General features: G+C 72.5%; 15 protein-coding genes. 6 read left to right on the forward strand and 9 right to left on the reverse strand.

The features are described 5' to 3' along the window. Nucleotides 1–44: 44 nt before the first annotated feature. From ACWICD_RS09860 to ACWICD_RS09885, 6 genes are read right to left on the reverse strand one after another with little or no spacing between them, the layout of a single operon-like run. Entirely contained in the window at nucleotides 45–278 is a 234-nt protein-coding gene (locus ACWICD_RS09860; protein ID WP_376125355.1) for a MoaD/ThiS family protein, read from the reverse strand. After that, nucleotides 278–544, reverse strand: a complete 267-nt coding sequence (locus tag ACWICD_RS09865; protein WP_376125357.1) for a DUF6457 domain-containing protein — start codon at nucleotides 542–544, stop codon at nucleotides 278–280. The genes ACWICD_RS09860 and ACWICD_RS09865 overlap by 1 nt, the downstream gene beginning before the upstream one ends. After that, nucleotides 541–1,152, reverse strand: a complete 612-nt coding sequence (gene mobA, locus ACWICD_RS09870; protein WP_376125360.1) for a molybdenum cofactor guanylyltransferase — start codon at nucleotides 1,150–1,152, stop codon at nucleotides 541–543. Before mobA ends, ACWICD_RS09865 begins: the two co-directional genes overlap by 4 nt. 55 nt (nucleotides 1,153–1,207) lie before the next feature. Then, a complete protein-coding gene (gene moaC / locus ACWICD_RS09875) occupies nucleotides 1,208–1,684 on the reverse strand; it encodes a cyclic pyranopterin monophosphate synthase MoaC (protein WP_376125363.1) in 477 nt (158 codons plus the stop codon). Next, the gene (locus ACWICD_RS09880) at nucleotides 1,681–2,913 is read right to left on the reverse strand and encodes a molybdopterin molybdotransferase MoeA (protein ID WP_454140048.1); all 1,233 of its coding nucleotides are present in this window, start codon (nucleotides 2,911–2,913) and stop codon (nucleotides 1,681–1,683) included. The genes moaC and ACWICD_RS09880 overlap by 4 nt, the downstream gene beginning before the upstream one ends. After that, nucleotides 2,910–4,025, reverse strand: coding sequence for a ThiF family adenylyltransferase (locus tag ACWICD_RS09885; protein WP_376125369.1), 1,116 nt, complete (start codon nucleotides 4,023–4,025; stop codon nucleotides 2,910–2,912). Before ACWICD_RS09885 ends, ACWICD_RS09880 begins: the two co-directional genes overlap by 4 nt. A gap of 75 nt (nucleotides 4,026–4,100) precedes the next feature. Here ACWICD_RS09885 and glsA point away from each other — a divergent pair, with 75 nt between their 5' ends. The 6 genes from glsA to ACWICD_RS09915 are packed head-to-tail and all read left to right on the forward strand — an operon-like array spanning nucleotide 4,101 to nucleotide 9,882. Then, nucleotides 4,101–5,132: a glutaminase A gene (glsA, locus tag ACWICD_RS09890; RefSeq protein ID WP_454140049.1), complete on the forward strand. Its 1,032-nt coding sequence runs from the start codon at nucleotides 4,101–4,103 to the stop codon at nucleotides 5,130–5,132. After that, entirely contained in the window at nucleotides 5,129–6,763 is a 1,635-nt protein-coding gene (locus ACWICD_RS09895) for an MFS transporter (protein ID WP_454140050.1), read from the forward strand. The genes glsA and ACWICD_RS09895 overlap by 4 nt, the downstream gene beginning before the upstream one ends. A 60-nt stretch (nucleotides 6,764–6,823) precedes the next feature. Then, nucleotides 6,824–7,216 carry a TOBE domain-containing protein gene (locus ACWICD_RS09900; RefSeq protein WP_376125376.1) on the forward strand — a complete coding sequence of 131 codons (393 nt, stop codon included), beginning with the start codon at nucleotides 6,824–6,826 and terminating at the stop codon, nucleotides 7,214–7,216. A 1-nt stretch (nucleotide 7,217) separates the two neighbouring features. After that, nucleotides 7,218–8,027 (forward strand): molybdate ABC transporter substrate-binding protein, encoded by an 810-nt coding sequence (modA, locus tag ACWICD_RS09905; protein ID WP_454140051.1) that lies wholly within the window; start codon nucleotides 7,218–7,220, stop codon nucleotides 8,025–8,027. Continuing rightward, nucleotides 8,024–8,833: an ABC transporter permease gene (locus ACWICD_RS09910; protein WP_376125381.1), complete on the forward strand. Its 810-nt coding sequence runs from the start codon at nucleotides 8,024–8,026 to the stop codon at nucleotides 8,831–8,833. The genes modA and ACWICD_RS09910 overlap by 4 nt, the downstream gene beginning before the upstream one ends. Next, entirely contained in the window at nucleotides 8,830–9,882 is a 1,053-nt protein-coding gene (locus ACWICD_RS09915; RefSeq protein ID WP_454140052.1) for a sulfate/molybdate ABC transporter ATP-binding protein, read from the forward strand. The genes ACWICD_RS09910 and ACWICD_RS09915 overlap by 4 nt, the downstream gene beginning before the upstream one ends. Before the next feature lie 231 nt (nucleotides 9,883–10,113). Here ACWICD_RS09915 and cydC read toward each other — a convergent pair whose 3' ends face one another. The 3 genes from cydC to cydB form a co-directional block, all read right to left on the reverse strand. Further along, the gene (gene cydC, locus ACWICD_RS09920; RefSeq protein WP_454140053.1) at nucleotides 10,114–11,790 is read right to left on the reverse strand and encodes a thiol reductant ABC exporter subunit CydC; all 1,677 of its coding nucleotides are present in this window, start codon (nucleotides 11,788–11,790) and stop codon (nucleotides 10,114–10,116) included. Continuing rightward, on the reverse strand, nucleotides 11,787–13,490 hold the full coding sequence (cydD, locus tag ACWICD_RS09925; RefSeq protein WP_454140054.1) for a thiol reductant ABC exporter subunit CydD: 1,704 nt from the start codon (nucleotides 13,488–13,490) through the stop codon (nucleotides 11,787–11,789). The genes cydC and cydD overlap by 4 nt, the downstream gene beginning before the upstream one ends. A 70-nt stretch (nucleotides 13,491–13,560) precedes the next feature. Continuing rightward, the gene (gene cydB / locus ACWICD_RS09930) at nucleotides 13,561–14,595 is read right to left on the reverse strand and encodes a cytochrome d ubiquinol oxidase subunit II (protein ID WP_376125390.1); all 1,035 of its coding nucleotides are present in this window, start codon (nucleotides 14,593–14,595) and stop codon (nucleotides 13,561–13,563) included. Between the last annotated feature and the right edge of the window lie 2 nt (nucleotides 14,596–14,597).

The raw sequence follows: 14,597 nt of genomic DNA on the forward strand, positions 1-14,597 counted from the left end.
CGGCTCGACGTCAGGGGCGACGGGCGACGCGCGCCGGTCGCCGGTCAGCCGCCCGCGAAGGGCGGCAGCACGTCGATGAGGTCGTCGGCGCCGAGTGGCGTGTCGTCGTCGACGCGGGAGCCGCCGACGAGCACGGCGCAGCGGGGAAGGATGCCGCCGAGCCCGGGCCGTTCGGTCGCGAGGGCGGCGCGCAGGTCGCCGAGGGTCGCTTCGCCACGGGTCTCTTCCGCGACGCCTGCCATCTCCTCGGCGGCGGCGAAGTAGCGCACGCGCGACATCATGCCTCCCAGTCCGCGGCGAGGGCCGTGATGGTCTCGACGGCCGCGCGCGTGTCGGCGGGGGAACCGCCCGCGCGTCCCGCGACGAGGCCCGCGACGAACGCGCTGAACGGAGCGGCGGGGCGCGCGACACCGACCGCGACATCCCGCGCGAGGTCGAGGATGAGCGCGATCGGCAGATCCTCGGGCGCGAGATCGAACTGCGCACGCAGCGCCGTCGCCCAGTCGTCGAGGGCTTCGGGGGGAAGGGTGCGGGACTCGCTCACGGTGCCTCCTCGGTCGGTGTGCGCTCGGATCGGGCTCGGGCAAGATCCTCCCACGTATCCACGTCGCGGGTGAGCGCGTCAGCGACGCTGATCACCGCGAGCGCGAGATCGTCGACCAGGGCGCGCACGGGGGCGTCCCGCCCGCGGTCCGCAAGAGCGGATGCCGCCGCGCGCAGCTTCGCCGTGCGGTAGACGCCGATGAGCCACTGCGGACGCGCCGACGCGTCGGCGAGGCACACGCCGTCGATGTCGGCGGGGAGGAGCATCATGTCCGTCACGAGCCGCTGCACGGCGGCGTCGGCCGAGGGGAGGTCGCATGCGAGCAGCACCGTCCAGTCGGGGTCGCTCCCCTCCGGCCACGTCTCGAGCGCCGCGACGATGCCCGCGGCGGGTCCGCCGAAGGGCGGGTCCTCGCGCACCCACGTGACGGCCAGAGCCGTGTCGAGCACGGGGGCGACGACGATGACGGGGTCGGCGTCGATCGCGTGCACGGCCTCGACGGCCGTCGTGAGGAGTGTGCGTCCGCCGACCTCGAAGAGCGGCTTGGTCGCGCCGCCGACGCGTGAGGCGCGTCCGCCCGCGACGAGGATGGCGCCGAACGTGGTCATCGTGTAGGGACCATTCGTCGGCGACGCCGTTGTGCTCGGCGCACCGCCGGACGGGTCATTCTTCGCCCGGCCGCACCCAGTCGCCGCTCTTCCCGCCCGTCTTGCGCACGATGCGCACGGCTTCGATCGACGTGCCCTTGTCGAGCGCCTTCACCATGTCCACGACGGCCAGTGCCGCGACCGTCACGGCCGTGAGCGCTTCCATCTCGACGCCGGTGCGGTCGGCGGTGCGCACGCTGGCCTCGATCGCGACGCCCTCATCGGTGATGGCGAGGTCCACGGTCGCGCCGTGCACGCCGATGACGTGCGCGAGCGGCAGCAGGTCGGGCGTGCGCTTGGCCGCCTGGATGCCCGAGATCCGGGCGACGGCGAGCACGTCGCCTTTCGGGACCGAGCCGTCGCGCAGGGCCGCGACGACTTCGGGCGCACACCGCACCAGCCCGCGCGCCGTCGCGGAGCGGATGGTCGGCTGCTTCTCGGTGACGTCCACCATGCGGGCGTGGCCCGCGGCATCGAGGTGCGTGAAGCTCATGAGATCAGCATGACATCGACGAGGTCTCCCGCCTCGACTGCCCCGACGTGCGCGGGCACGACCGCGTACGCGTCGGCGCGCCCGAGACCACCCGCCAGGTGCGAGCCGCCACGGGTGACGGGCACGGCGCGCCAGGCTCGCGGGTCGGTGCGATCGATCGCGACGGGCAGGTACTGGGTTCGGCCCGGTGGCGTGCGCCATCCGTTCGCGGCGGCGATCGTGAGGACGGGGCGCGCGAGAGCGGCGGCACCCTGCAGGGCCAGCAGGGCGGGCCTGACGAACACCTCGAACGACACGGCGGCGCTCACGGGATTGCCGGGCAGCCCGAACAGCAGGATTCCCGACGGTGTGCGGCCGAAACCCTGCGGTTTGCCGGGCTGCATCGCGATCTTCGTGAAGGTCATGACGTCGCCCAGCGTATTCTTGACGACCTCGTATGCTCCCGCGCTCACTCCGCCCGAGAAGACGACGACGTCGGCGCCGAGCCGTTCGGCCTCGGCGATCGCGTGACGCGGTCCGTCGCCGTCGTCGGACACGCTCGTTCGCAGCACGACGTCGGCGCCGGCTTCGGCGGTGAGGCCGGCGAGCAGTTCGCTGTTGGACTCGGGGATCTGCCCGCGCGAGAGGACGGAGCCCGGCGCGACGAGTTCGGAACCCGTCGAGACGACAGCCACGCGCGGACGCCGGCTCACGGCGACCATGGCGACCCCGGCGGCGGCCGCAGCCGCGGCCTGCAGGGCATCCACCCGCACTCCGGCGGGCATCAGCTCGTCGCCGGCGAGGGCGTCTTCGCCGCGACGCCGGATGTGCGCGCCGATCGCCTTCGGAGCCTTCAGGACGGTGATCTCGCGCAGGGAGTCGGCCAGCCCGCCGCGGGTGTCTTCGAAGGGCACGATCGCCGTGGCATCGGCGGGCAGGGGAGCGCCCGTCATGATCCGCGCCGCCTCGCCGCGTGCGAGAGGCGGATCCAGGGCGGTTCCGGCGGGGACATCGGCGACGACGCGCAGGGTGATCGGAGACTCCGGGGATGCGGCGGCGACGTCCTCGTGGCGCACGGCGAACCCGTCCATCGCCGAGTTGTCGAACACCGGGATGTCGACGGCCGCTCGCACCGGCTCGCGCAGGATCCGCCCGTGAGCCCGGCTCACCGGGTGGATCCCGGCGTCGACGGGCGTGACCGCGGTCAGGACGGCGGCGAGGTGGTCGGCGATCGACCGCAGCGCGCTCACACCGGCTCCTCGCGCTGCCACGCCTCGATGCCGCCCGCGAGGACCGACGCGGGGATGCCGGCGGCGACGAGGGTGTGCGCGGCGCGTTGCGCGCGCGCCCCGACCTGGCACACGACGACGACGGGACCGGCGCCCGCGAGCGCCGGTTCGGACAGGAGCGTCGCCAAGGGCACCTCGATGCTGCCGTCGATCGTGCCCAGCGCCGTCTCGTGCGGTTCGCGCACGTCGACCAGCGTGGCCCCCGCGGCCCGCGCGGCGCGCGTCTGCTCGGGATCGAGCTGGGGGATCGCGGGCGGGACGCGGCCCGGGTGCGCCGGATCGGCGGCGACCGGTGCGGCGGTCGACCGCGCGGGCCGCAGCGGCACGTCGTCGACGCGGCCGCGGAGGGCATCGACGACGAGCACGCGCCCGAGGGCCGGCTCGCCGACGCCGGTGAGGAGCTTGATCGCCTCGGTGGCGAGCAGACTGCCCGTCTGCAGACACAGGGTGCCGAGCACACCGACGGCCGCACAGCTGGGGACGCCGCCCATGGAGCCCGGCGGGTACAGGTCCGCCAGGCCGACGGTCGGCACGCCCTCGGGCGGACGCGACCAGAACACCGTGACCTGAGCGTGGAACTCCTGCACGACGCCCCACACGAGCGGCACGCCGAGCGCGTCGCATCCGGCGGCGACGGCTTCGCGTGTCTCGAACGTGTCCGTTCCGTCGATCACGACATCGGCGCCCGCGAGCAGCTCCGCGGCGTTGGCGAGGGTCAGATGCTCGTGGATCGGACGCACGCGCGTCGTGGGGGACAGATCTGCGGCGATGCGCACGGCCGAGTCGACCTTGCGCGCCCCGATGTCGGCGACCCGGTGCATGACCTGACGCTGCAGATTGGATGCCTCGACGAGGTCGTCGTCGACGATCGAGATGGTGCCCACCCCGGCGCCGGCGAGGGCGAGCACGACGGGAGAGCCCAGGCCTCCGGCGCCGACCACGGCGACGTGCGCCGCGGCGAGCCGCCGCTGTGCGATGTCGCCGAATCCCGCGAGCACGCGGTGACGTGCGGTGCGAAGGGCCTCGGCATCGTCGAGGACGTCGACGGGCTCGACGAGGGGAGGAATCGCCATAGCAGCCAGGGTACGGCTCATCCGCTGCGACGAAGGCCGTTCCGGCGCGCGAACAGCGCCGCTAGTCTCGGGATCGTGCGCGAGAGCGAACTGGATGTCGCCGACGTCGAGCAGGTCGTCGACACCGGCGAGGTGCCCGCGGGGCGCCGCATCGACGATGTGCTCGCTGCCGCGCACGAGCGGGCCGCCGGCCACGATGAGGGGCACGTCGCCGACTACATCCCCGCGCTCGCGGCTGCCGATCCGCGCCGTTTCGGAGTGTGCGTCGTCGATGTCGACGGCGGCACGCACGAGGCGGGCGACACCCGCGCGCTCTTCTCGATCCAGTCGATCTCGAAGGCCTTCGTCTACGCGCTGCTGTGCGACGAGCTCGGTCACGACAAGGTGCTCGACGTCGTCGGCGTCAACAACACCGGCGCCGCCTTCGACTCCCTGCTCGCGATCGAGCTCGGTGATGGACACCCCGGCAATCCCATGGTCAACGCCGGCGCGATCGCGACGACGGCGCTCATGCCGGGGGAGAGCGCCGATCAGAAGTGGGCCGGCATCCTCACGGGGCTGTCGCGCTTCGCCGGCCGGCCTCTCGAGGTCGACGAGGAGGTGTACCGGTCCGAGACGGCGACGAACCACCGCAACCGCGCGATCGCGCAGCTGCTCGAAAGCTACGGCCGGATCACGGAGGACCCCTTCGAGGTCGTCGACGTGTACACGCGCCAGTGCTCCGTCCTGATCGACGCGCGAGACCTCGCCGTCATGGGCGCGACTCTCGCCGACGGCGGCGTGAACCCGATCACGGGCGAACGCGTCGTCGCCGCCGACGTCTGCCGCGACACCCTCGCGGTGCTCGCGGCGAGCGGCCTGTACGAGCGATCGGGTGAGTGGCTGTTCGAGATCGGCCTGCCGGGCAAGTCGGGCGTCTCGGGCGGCCTCGTGACGATCGCACCGGGCAAGGTCGGCATCGGCGCGTTCTCACCGCCCCTCGACAGCGCGGGCAACAGCGTACGGGGGCAGATCGCGACGGCGTACCTGTCCCGCGCGCTGGGCCTGAACGTCTTCGCGTCCGACCCGCACCGGTCCGCCCGCAGCGCGGAGGGAAGCGCACGATGAAGACGGATGCCGCGAACGAGACCCGCGCATCGTGGGTGCCGATGATCGGCCTCTTCCTCGCGCAGATCCTGATGTCGTACAACGTCTCGGCGCTCCCGGTGTCGCTGGGCGGCATGGTCGACACGTTCGGCGTCCCACCCACCGACGTCAGCACCGCCATCGTCACGTACGGACTCGTCGTCGCGGCGCTCGTCATGGTCGGGGCGAAGATCGGGCAGCGCGTGGGCTGGGTCGTCATGTTCCGCGTCGTCGTCGCGCTTTTCGCGATATCGGCGGCGCTCATGGTGTTCGCGCCCTCCGTCGAGTGGGTCATCCTCGCGCAGGCGCTCGCGGGCGCATCGGCGGCGATCATCGTCCCGTCGCTCGTCGCGCTCATCGCCGAGAACTACCGCGGCCGGCAGCAGGAGGCCGCGATCGGGTCCCTCGGGTCGGCACGCGCGCTCGCCGGCGTCAGCGCGTTCCTCATCGGAGGAGCGCTCGCGACGTTCGTGGGCTGGCGGCAGGTGTTCGTCGTCGTGCTCGTGCTCGCCGTGGCGGTGTTCGCGCTCAGCTTCCGCCTGCGCAGCGCACGGGGCAACCGGGACATCACGATCGACGTCGTCGGGGCGCTGCTGATCGGCCTGGGCATCGTCGCCCTCACGCTCGGGGTCAACAACCTCAACGCCTGGGGCCTCGTGACGGCCGAGGCGGACGCCCCGTTCGACGTCGTCGGTCTGTCACCGGCACCCGTGCTGGTCGTCGTCGGCATCGTGCTCGTGCAGCTGTTCTTCGTGTGGACGCGCCGCCGGACGAAGGCCGGAAAGGTCCCGCTCGTGAGCCTGTCGGTGTTCGCCTCGTCGCGTGAGCGCGCGGCCGTGGCTGCGATGTTCGTCGTGGTCGGACTCGAGGCGGCGCTGAACTTCGCGATCCCGCTGTATATCCAGATCGTGCAGGGTCGCACGCCCTTCGACACGTCGCTCGCGATGCTGCCGTTCAACCTCACGGTGTTCGTCACGGCGATGCTCGTCGTGCGGTTCTATCGCCGGTTCCCGCCGCGCACGATCGGCATGTTCTCGTTCGGCCTCACCACGATCGCGCTCGTGTGGCTCGCCGTGGTCGTCACCAACAACTGGGAGACGCTGCCCACGATCCTCGGGCTGTTCGTCTTCGGCGTCGGTCAGGGCGCCCTCGTGACCCTCGTCTTCAACGTCCTGGTGACGGCGTCGCCGAAGGAGCTCGCGGGCGATGTCGGGTCGGTGCGCGGCACGACGCAGAATCTCGCGTCCGCTGTCGGCACGGCCGTCGCGGGCGCCCTGCTGGTCGGCATCCTGAGCGTCAACGTCGTCTCGGCGCTCGCGGAGCATCCCGAGCTGCCGCCGCAGCTCGTCGAGCAGGTCGATCTCGATCGCACCAACTTCGTGAGCAACGATCGGCTGCGCGACGTGCTCGAGACCACCGACGCGACGCCCGCCCAGGTCGACGCCGCGATCGTCGTGAACGAGGAGGCGCGCCTGCGCGCGCTCAAGCTCGGTCTGCTCGTGCTCGCGGGCGTCAGCGCCGTGGCGATCCTGCCCGCCAGCCGGCTGCCGCGGTTCCGGCCGGGTGAGATCCCGGAGTCGGTCGCGACGGGCGAGGCCACGGAAGGCCTCTGATCACGCAAGTGCGGATGATTCAGGAGTATTCGTCCGCAGATGCGGTGATAGTCTCACCGCGTGGACAGCTATCGCGTCTCTGAAGCCGCTCGTCTCGTGGGGGTGAGTGACGACACGGTTCGCCGGTGGATCGACGCGGGCACTCTTCCCACCACGGGGGACACCCCCACCCGCGTGCCGGGTGACAAGCTCGCGGCGCTCGCGGTCGAGCTCGCCCATGCGGCATCCGACCCCACCGATGTGCTCTCCAGTGCGCGCAATCGCTTCGTCGGGCTCGTCACGCGCGTGCAGGTCGACGGCGTCATGGCGCAGGTCGACATCCAGGCGGGGCCGCATCGGGTCGTCTCGCTGCTCTCGGCCGAGGCGGTGCGCGACCTCGCGTTGCAGCCCGGCTCCCTCGCGGTCGCCGTCGTCAAGGCCACGAACGTCATCGTCGAAACCCCGAAGGTCTGACGTGGCGCGCTCCCGCTTCGCCGTCGTCCTCGCCGTCGCGGCACTCGTGGCGCTCGCCGGCTGCGCGGCGAGCGGGGGCGTCCGCCCCGCCGACGAGGACCCCCGTGCTCCCTCGGCGCCGGTCGAGGGCGTCGGCCCCGAGCTGACCGGCGAGCTCTCGATCTACGCGGCGGCGTCGCTCGGCACGGCGTTCGACGAGCTCGCTGCGCGCTTCGAGGAGCGGCATCCGTCCGTGGATGTGCGCCCGGTCGTCTACGACGGATCCAGCACTCTCGCGAGGCAGATCATCGAGGGAGCGCCGGCCGACGTCTTCGCCTCGGCCGACGAGGTGACGATGGACAGGATCGGCGATCTCGCCGCGGCGCCCGCCCTCTTCGCGACGAACACCCTCGTCATCGCGGTCCCGGCGGGCAACCCCGGCGGCGTCACGGGGCTGCAGAGCCTGGCCGACCCGGATCTCACCGTCGTGCTGTGCGCTGCCGAAGTGCCGTGCGGTGCGGCATCCGGCACGCTGCTCGGCAACGCCGGTGTCACGGTGTCCGCGGGGAGCCTCGAGCAGAACGTCACCGCTGTGCTCGCCAAGGTCAGGATCGGCGAGGCCGACGCGGGACTCGTCTACGCGAGCGATGTGCGCGATGTCGCCGGCGTCGAGGTCGTCGACGCAGAGGGCGCGCACGACGTGGTCAACCGCTATCCGATCGCCGTGATGACGGATGCCGCGAACCCCGCCGCCGCGGCCGCGTTCGTCGCGTTCGTGCTGAGCGATGACGGCCGCGCCGTCCTCTCGGCGCGCGGCTTCGGATCGCCGTGACCCATCGTCGCGACGCGCGAGGGTTCGTTCCGCGTGTGCTCGCCGTCCCCGCGGTCATCGGGGCCGGGCTGCTCGTCCTGCCCCTCAGCGCCCTCGTGCTGCGCGTCGAGTGGTCGACGCTGTGGAGCGACATCACCTCGATCGAAGCGCTGTCGGCGCTCGGGCTGTCGGTGCTCACGGGCCTCATCGCGACGGTCGTGTGCGTCGTGCTGGGGGTTCCGCTCGCGCTCGTCATCGCGCGGGCGGGCCGGCGCACGGCGGCGCTGCTGCGCGCCGTCGTCACGGTGCCGCTCGTCCTGCCGCCGATGGTCGGCGGCGTCGCGCTGCTGTTCCTCTTCGGTCGCACGAGCTGGCTCGGCGGGCTGCTCGGCGAGTGGGGCGTGCGCGTGCCCTTCACGACCGGCGCCGTCGTGCTGGCGCAGACCTTCGTCGCGCTGCCGTTCCTCGTGCTCGCGCTCGAGGGGTCGCTGCGCACGACGGGTGTCGGGTACGAGCAGACGGCCGCCGCGCTCGGTGCGAACCGGTGGACGATCCTCGCTCGCGTGACGCTGCCGCTGGCGGCGCCCGGGCTGGTCGCCGGAATCGTGCTGTGCTTCGCGCGCGCGATCGGAGAGTTCGGCGCGACGGCGCTGTTCGCCGGGAACGCACCGGGGGTCACGCAGACGATGCCGCTCGCGATCTACACGGCGTTCAACGGCGCGGGCGTCTCGCAGGGCACGGCGGTCGCGCTGTCGCTGCTGCTGCTCGTGACGGCGGTCGCGGTGCTGTTCCTCGTCCGCGCGTGGCGTGCGGAGGCCCCCGGATGACGGGTGAGGCGCTCGACGCGCGCGTCGTGGTCGAGCGGGCGGGGTTCCGTCTGGAGGCGCACGTGCGCGCGGCGGCGGGTGAGGTCATCGCCCTCATGGGACCGAGCGGGGCGGGCAAATCGACCCTGCTCGGAGTTCTCGCGGGGCTCGTGGGGCTCGATGAGGGACGGATCACGCTCGACGATCGGGTGCTGGATGCCGCACCTCGGCCACGGACGCACGTGACACCCGCGCAGCGGCGCGTCGTGCTGCTGGGGCAGGACCCGCGGCTCTTCCCGCACCTGAGCGCCCGCGCCAACATCGCGTTCGGTCGTCGGGTGCGGGGCGTCTCCGCCGCCGCGGCGGGCGTGGAGGCCGACGAATGGCTGGCGCGCGTCGGTCTCGAGGGCATGGGCGCCCGTCGGCCCGCGCAGCTGTCGGGCGGCCAGCAGCAACGGGTCGCCCTGGCCCGGGCGCTCGCCACGGCTCCCGCGGCGCTCCTGCTCGACGAGCCGCTCACCTCGCTCGACCCCGAGACGGCGGGCGACATCCGCACGGTGCTGCACGATCAGCTCGCCGCGACCGGCACGACGGCGATCATCGCGACGCACGACGCGGTCGACGCCGTCGCCCTCGCGACACGCCTTGTCATCCTCGAGGCCGGTGCGGTGACGCAGGCCGGTGCCGTGCGAGACGTCTTCGCCGTGCCGGCGACCCGGTTCGCCGCCGCGGTCGCCGGGGTCAACCGCGTCTCCGGCCGGGTGCGCGACGGGCGGTTCGTCGCGGGAGGCCTCGAGTTCGCGGCATCCGGAATCGCCGACGGACCGGCGGCGGCCGTCTTCGCACCGTCGCGCGTGCAGATCGCGCGCACCGACGGGTCGCCGGCGAAGACGGGGGAGTGGCTCGCGCGGGTGGCGCGGCTCGAGCAGACGCCCGGTGGCGTGCGCGTGCGGGTAGTCGGACCGGACGTCGCGATCGACGTGTCCACCGATCGCGCGATCGATCTGGGCCTGGCGTCAGGCCGCGACGTCGTTCTGCGGGTCGCTGCCGAGGATGTGCGCCTGTCCTAGGGGCGCGTCAGTAGTCTTCGCCCTCGGCCTGCGAAGGGTGACGGTCGTACCAGACCGGCACAGCGAGAAAGTCGGAGGCGTCCGAATCGTGCGTGTCAGTGGTGTGCATGGGGATCTCCTCTAGGGCGAAGTTCCCTCCACTGTCGCTCATCTTTCCACCGGCCCGCCGGGATCGCGGCGATAAACCCTCCGCCTTCTGGCTTCGTGTGAAAGAACCGCACTTCTTGTGCGTCAGGCGACGATTCGCCCGCGCTCGATGCACACGACCCGGTCGACCAGGCCGGTGGGGACCGTCACGTGCGAGATGAGCACGACCGCACGGTCATCGCCGATGGCCTTCAGCAGATCCGTCAGCAGGGCATCGGATGCCGCGGGGTCCACTCCCGCGGTCGGCTCGTCGAGCACGAGCACGGGAAAACCGCGCAGCAGCGCCCGCGCGAGGGCGATGCGCTGCGCCTGCCCGCCCGAGACCAGGCCGCCGCGCTCACCGACCCGCGCATCGAGGCCCCCGCGCTCACGCAGCCACGCGCCCAGCCCGACACGCTCGAGCGCGTTCTCGAGCTCTGCGTCGGAGGCGCCCTCGCGCGCGAACAGCAGGTTCTGGCGGATGTCCTCGTCGAAGAGCATCGGATGCTGCTCGCACAGGCCGATCGTCTGCCGCACGTCGTCGCCGGCCAGGTCGTGCACCGAGCGTCCGCCGATGTCGTAGCCGCCGTCGGTCTCGAGGAAGCGGACGAGCGCGTGCGCGAGCGTCGACTTGCCCGACCCGCTCGAGCCCACCACCAGCACCCGCTCACCGGGTCGCACCGCCAGATCGACGTCGTGCAGCGCGGGCTCGGCGGCACCGGGCCAGCGCACGGTCGCGCCGCTGAGACGCACGCCCGAGCCGAGCGGCGGCGCGCTGCCGGTGGGGGCGACATGCTCGCGCACGATGCCCTCGGGAGCCTGGGCGGGCACCGCCGTGGCGACGCGCTCCGCCGAAGCGCGCACCTGACGCCACGCCGATGCCGCGAGGGGCACCGAGGTGAACACCTCGAAGGTCGCCATCGGCACGAGCACGGCGACCGCGAGCCACGGGCCGTCGAGGTCGCCGATGGCCGGGGCCGTGACGATCACGGCCGCGATCGAGGCGGCGCCGGCGAGAAGAGAGACGAGCCCGGCTGTCGCCGCCTGTGCTCCGGCGCGGCGCACGACGGCTTTGCGCACGGCCGCGTCGGCCTTCGCGATGCGGGCGCGGCTGGCCGGCTCCGCGCCGTAGGCGGCGAGCACGTCGAGGCTCCCGATGTGGTCGAGCACGGCATCGGCGAGCTGCGCCCGCAGCGGGGCGATCGCGCGATCGGCCCTCGCTCCGGACGCCCATCCCCACAGCGTCGCGACGAGTCCCGCAGCGATCAGGCATGCGAGCAGGGTCAGGGCGGCCGGCCACCACACGAACGCGACGAGCACGACCGCCCCGATCGCGACGAGCGCCGACGAGACGAGCGGCTGCACGACCCGCAGCGGAAGGTTCTGCAGCTCGTCGACGTCGTCGACGAGGGCGCCGAGGATGCTGCCGCGCTTCGCGCGGGTGAGGCCATCGGGAGCCAGCGGCACGAGTCGACGAACGAGGGCGCCGCGCGTCGATGCCAGCTGGCGCAGTGCGGCGTCGTGGCCCGTGAGGCGCTCGAGGTAGCGGAAGACGGCGCGGGTGAGCGCGAAGAAGCGCACGCCGACGACGGCGACCGACAGGTACAGGACGGGCGGCATCTCGCTCGCCCGCACGATGAGCCACGCGCTCGTCGCGAGGAGAGCCACCGCCGAGGCTTCCGAGGCGAAACCGGCCGCGAGCGCGGGCCACAGCCGTCGCGCGGGAGGCAGCGCGCCGCGCAGCACCGCCGCGGTGCCGAGGCCCGTCGACGCGCGTCTCACGCGATCACCTCGCTCGCGTTCATCCGCACGACGGCGTCGGCGATCGTGCGCGCGCTCTCGCGGTGCGACACGAGCAGCACGGCGGCACCGTCGTCGGCCACGCGGCGGATGCCGCTCCACAGGCGCGCCTCGGTCGCAGCATCCAGCGCCGCACTCGGCTCATCGAGGGCGATCACGTCGGCCCGGCCGCGCAGGTGGCGGTACAGCGCCCGCGCGACGGCGACGCGCTGCGCCTGGCCGCCGGAGAGTCCCACGCCCTGCACGCCGAGCTCGAGGCCGGGATCGATGTCGTCGGCGCAGGCGAGCGCGAGCGACCGCGACACGAGATCGGTCAGGGGTGCATCGTCGCCGAGCGTGACGTTGTCGGCGACCGTGCCCGACACCAGGCCCGGACTCTGCCTCGCCCACGCCAGCCACTGCGACGGCGCGAGCGATCGCACATCGACGCCGCGGAACGCGGCGTCGCCGTCGAACGAGGCCGCTCCTCGCAGGGCGGCGAACAGACTCGACTTGCCCGCACCGCTCGGACCCTCGATCAGCGTGACCGTTCCGGGGGCGGCCGACAGGTCGACCGGCGGCAGCATGCGGTCGCCGCGCCGGACGCGCAGACCGCTCAGGGTGAGCAGCGCCCCTCCGGCGGGCCCGGCGGCCGCGGGGGCCGGCGCTGCGGACCCCGTCGCCGGACGCGCGGGCGCGTCGTCCCGGAGCGAGCGCGCGGCATCCAGGACACCGAAGACGTCGTCGGTCGCCGCGACGCCCTCGGCCGCAGCGTGGAACTGCACTCCGACCTGGCGCAGCGGCAGGTACGCGTCGGGTGCGAGCAGCAGCACGAACAGACCGATCGCGAGCGTGAGCGAGCCGTCGATGAGGCGGAACCCGATGGACACGGCGATGATCGCGACCGAGATGCTCGCGAGGAACTCCAGCGCGAACCCCGACAGGAACGAGATCCGCAGCACGCGCATCGTCTCGCGGCGATAGTCGTCGGTGACGCGTTCGATGGATGCCGCGGCCCGGTGCTGGCGCCCGAAGATCTTGAGCGTCGACAATCCCTGCACGGTGTCCGAGAAGCGTGCCGCGAGCTGCTGCAGCGTCGCCCATTGGCGCTGCTGGACAGCACGCGTCGCGAGGCCGATGAGCACCATGAAGATCGGGATGAGGGGGATCGTGAGCACGACCGTCAGGCCCGAGATCCAGTCCTGCCACCACATGACGGCGACGATGAGCGGCGTCGCGACGACGGTCTGCACGAGCTGAGGCAGGTAGCGGCCGAAATACGCCTCGAGGGCATCGAGTCCGCGGCCGGCCGTCACCGCGAGCGCGGCGGAGTTGCGCGTCGCGAGCCACTCGGGTCCGAGCGCGCCGACCGCCGCGACCAGTGCCGTCCGCAGCTGCGTCTGCACCCGCGCGGCGGCCCGCGCCGCGACGGCGTCGCGGGCCCACACGAGCAGTGCGCGCGCCGCGGCCGCGCCGGCGAGGCCCGCGAGCGTCGTCGTGAGCTCGGCCGGCGGCATCCCCTCGACCGCTCCGACGACGGCCCGCGTCAGCAGCCACGCGAAGGCGACGATGACGGCGGTCTGGGCGAGGGCGATCGCGCCGATCGCGACGAAGAACGCGCGCGATGCCGAGGCGTACCGCAGAAGGCGAGGATCGATCGGGCGAGCCCGGCCGGGCGGAGGAGCCGTGTCCGTCTCGTTCATGCCTTCTCGACCCTAATCCAGTCCGCGTGTGGTCGACCGCCGCCGCAGCGGGTCCGGTCGGGGCCGGGGCTCAGTGCACCTCGGCGGCGGCCTTCTCGATCGTCGAGCGGCGCACGCGCTTGCGGAACACCCAGTACGTCCAGCCCTGGTAGAGCAGCACGAGCGGCAGGAAGACGAGCGCGGCCCACGACATGATCGTCAGGGTGTAGTCGGTGCTCGAGGCGTTCTCGATCGTGAGGCTGTTGGTGGCGAGGTCGACCGTCGACGGCATGACGTACGGGAACAGCGCGAACCACAGGGCCAGCACGGCGCTGACGATCGTGAACGCTCCGAAGCCGAACGCCCATCCCTCGCGACCGCGGAGGTTCGACACCCATGACGAGATCAGCAGCACCGCCGCGACGGCCGAACACAGCACCGTGAGCCAGGCGAGGTCACGGTCCTGGTCGAAGGCCATGGCGATCGTCCACAGCAGGAAGCCCGCCGCGACGACGATCGTCACCAGGCCCGAGCGCACGGCGAGCTTTCGGGCGTCGGCCGACACCTGCCCGTCGGTCTTGAGCGCGACGAAGTACACGCCGTGCGTGAAGAACAGCAGGAGCGTGGTCAAGCCGCCGAGCAGGCCGTACGGGTTCAGCAGGGTCAGCAGGCTTCCCATGAACTCGTGGTCGGCGTCGAGGGGGACGCCCTGCACGATGTTGGCGACGGCGACGCCCCACAGGAACGCGGGCAGTGCCGAGCCGATGACGATCATGCGGTCGAAGTTGCGCTTCCACCGCAGGCTGTCGCGCTGGTGCCGGTACTCGAACGAGACGCCGCGCACGATGAGGGCGAGCAGGATGACCAGCAGCGCCAGGTAGAAGCCGCTGAACAACGTCGCGTACCACTCCGGGAACGCCGCGAACAGGCAGGCCCCCGCGACGATGACCCACGTCTCGTTGAGGTCCCACACGGGACCGATCGTGTTGATGACCTGCCGGCGGGAGACGTCGTTCTTGCCGAGGAACGGCAGGGACATGCCGACGCCGAAGTCGAACCCGTCGAGCACGAAGTAGCCGACGAAGAGGAATCCGACGATGAAGAACCAGAGGTAGGCGAGATCCATGT

Source organism: Microbacterium sp. NPDC055357, assembly GCF_053644835.1.

What these genes read in the sequence shown, in the direction of transcription:
- moaC (WP_376125363.1), bottom strand. Translation starts at nt 1,684, where the DNA reads ATGAGCTTCACGCACCTCGATGCCGCGGGCCACGCCCGCATGGTGGAC.
- ACWICD_RS09895 (WP_454140050.1), top strand. Translation starts at nt 5,129, where the DNA reads ATGAAGACGGATGCCGCGAACGAGACCCGCGCATCGTGGGTGCCGATG.
- cydB (WP_376125390.1), bottom strand. Translation starts at nt 14,595, where the DNA reads ATGGATCTCGCCTACCTCTGGTTCTTCATCGTCGGATTCCTCTTCGTC.
- cydD (WP_454140054.1), bottom strand. Translation starts at nt 13,490, where the DNA reads ATGAACGAGACGGACACGGCTCCTCCGCCCGGCCGGGCTCGCCCGATC.
- ACWICD_RS09860 (WP_376125355.1), bottom strand. Translation starts at nt 278, where the DNA reads ATGTCGCGCGTGCGCTACTTCGCCGCCGCCGAGGAGATGGCAGGCGTC.
- ACWICD_RS09915 (WP_454140052.1), top strand. Translation starts at nt 8,830, where the DNA reads ATGACGGGTGAGGCGCTCGACGCGCGCGTCGTGGTCGAGCGGGCGGGG.
- mobA (WP_376125360.1), bottom strand. Translation starts at nt 1,152, where the DNA reads ATGACCACGTTCGGCGCCATCCTCGTCGCGGGCGGACGCGCCTCACGC.
- ACWICD_RS09885 (WP_376125369.1), bottom strand. Translation starts at nt 4,025, where the DNA reads ATGGCGATTCCTCCCCTCGTCGAGCCCGTCGACGTCCTCGACGATGCC.